The organism is Pseudomonas sp. TJI-51, assembly GCF_000190455.2.
In the GTDB taxonomy this organism is placed as follows: domain Bacteria; phylum Pseudomonadota; class Gammaproteobacteria; order Pseudomonadales; family Pseudomonadaceae; genus Aquipseudomonas; species Aquipseudomonas juntendi.
In genome coordinates this window covers 10,945-13,015 of the sequence record NZ_AEWE02000186.1, presented here as the reverse complement: position 1 = coordinate 13,015, position 2,071 = coordinate 10,945, and the positions used below count along the sequence as shown (strand labels likewise).

Here is a 2,071-nt window from a genome sequence, read left to right as displayed (position 1 = left end):
CAGCAGCTTGAGCAATTGCTGCTGCGGGTCAGCGTGCGCAGTGGCATACGCAGGCGTATCGCGGTCGCCGACGAAGACATGATCAACCTGGTGAACCTGGTATTCGCGTTCATTCAGCAGGACGACAACCTGCCGGCCAGCCTGCGGGCGCTGATCATCCGGCTGCACATTCCGCTGCTGAAGGTGGCGCTGCTGGACAAGGGATTGTTCTGCCGGGCTGGCCACCCCGCACGGCGGCTGCTCAACGAAATCGCAGCGGCGGCCATCGGCTGGGAGAGTGGCCGCGAAGATGTGCGCGACAGTCTGCACGTGCGGGTGGCGCTGATCGTGCAGCGCGTGCTCGGTGATTTTGACGAAGATACCCGCGTGTTCGACCACCTGCTGCAAGATTTTCTCGCGTTCAGCCAAGAGGAGCGGCGGCGCAGCGATTTGCTCGAGCAACGTACCCGCGACGCCGAAGAGGGCCGCGCACGCACCTTGCAGGCCAGGCACCAGGTGCAGCTATTGCTCAACCAGCGCCTGCGCGGCCAGGTGTTGCCCCAGGTGGTGGTGCAGATGCTGGTACAGGCCTGGAGCCAGGTCCTGCTGCTGGCCTGGCTGAAGCACGGCGAGGGTTCCGGGGCCTGGTGCGATGCCGTGCAGACCATGGACACCCTGCTGCTCAGCGTTACCCCGGGCCGTGAGCCGCAAACCTTGTTGCAGCAGGTGCCAGGCCTGCTCAAGGCGTTGCGCGACGGCTTGGCCAGCGTGGCGCAGGACTCGCTCACGACCCGCGCATTCTTCCAGCAGCTTGAGCGGTTGCACCTGTGCGCCTGCGGGGGAGGCCAGTGGCAACCCTTGGACCAGCTGCGGGTGACGCAAGCGATTGTCCTGGCAAGTGCCGAAGAACCAGGCTGCCCGCCGCCAGGGGGCGACAGCGGGCACGCTGCGGCAGTGCGCCAGGCGCAGCGCCTGCGCGTCGGAACCTGGGTCCAGGTGCTGGATGAAGACCCACCGCTGCGCTGCAAGCTGGTAGCACGTGTCGAGAACAGCGACAGGCTGGTGTTCAGCAACCGCACCGGCCTGAAAGTGCGAGAGTGGAGCAGCGCCAGCCTGGCCAGGGCACTGCAGCGCGGCGAAGTGCGGGTGCTGGGTGACGGGCTGTTGTTCGAGCGTGCACTGGAGGCCGTACTTGACGGCCTGCACCCGTGATCATTCACCTGCACAGGGCGTGAGCCGCAAGGCATACTGTTGTCCTGTTCAAGGCGTTTTCAGGATCTGCCCCATGCAATTGGACCGTGCCACTGGCTGGTTCCACGGAAACGGAATCACCCATTGCCCTTCGCCCAACTTCAATGCTCGGCCGGAGGGCGAAGCGATTTCCCTGCTGGTGATTCACAACATCAGCCTGCCGCCGGCGTGTTTTGGTACCGGCAAGGTTCAGCAATTTTTCCAGAACAGCCTCGACCCCCAGGAACACCCGTACTTTGCCAGCATCAGCCACCTGACCGTGTCCGCCCACCTGTTCGTCGAGCGTGATGGCGCGGTGACCCAGTTCGTGTCGCTGTGCGACCGCGCCTGGCACGCAGGTGTTTCGTGTTTCGACGGGCGCGAAGGCTGCAATGACTTCTCCATCGGTATCGAGCTGGAAGGCACTGACGACCTGCCCTATACCGATGCCCAGTACACCGTGCTGGAACAGCTTACGCGGCACATCTGCGGTGCCTGGCCGGCCATCGACCTGGGCCGTATCCAGGGCCATAGCGACATTGCCCCGCAGCGCAAGACCGACCCCGGCCCGGCATTCGACTGGCCGCGCTACCGTGAAGCGCTGCGGCACAACGAGGACAAGGCATGAGTTTTCTGGTGTTGGTGCTGGCGCTGTGGGTCGAGAAGTTCTCGGCCCTGCGCCATCAGGTTCAACGTGACGGTTTTTTCCTTGGTGAGCTGGTGCGCCTGGAGCGCAGCGGCAAGGTTCACCCGTGGTGGACGCTGACGCTTCTGGTGCTGGCGCCGGTCGCCCTGCTGGTCTTGCTGTTGCACGTACTGGAGCCCGTGGCCTATGGCCTGCTGGCGCTGCCGGTGCATCTGC

2 protein-coding genes and 1 pseudogene are annotated in these 2,071 nt (G+C 64.6%); all 3 read left to right on the top strand.

The window, feature by feature from the left end; translation table 11 throughout:
- Positions 1–1,191: DUF1631 family protein (locus tag G1E_RS30025; RefSeq protein ID WP_047150284.1), on the top strand; the 1,191-nt coding region annotated here is incomplete at its 5' end.
- Between the two features lie 73 nt (positions 1,192–1,264).
- The gene (ampD, locus tag G1E_RS26710; RefSeq protein WP_009682703.1) at positions 1,265–1,837 is read left to right on the top strand and encodes a 1,6-anhydro-N-acetylmuramyl-L-alanine amidase AmpD; all 573 of its coding nucleotides are present in this window, start codon (positions 1,265–1,267) and stop codon (positions 1,835–1,837) included.
- Positions 1,834–2,071 (top strand): annotated as a pseudogene (locus G1E_RS30020) (hypothetical protein); the annotation flags it as partial. The gene ampD and the pseudogene G1E_RS30020, both read left to right, overlap by 4 nt.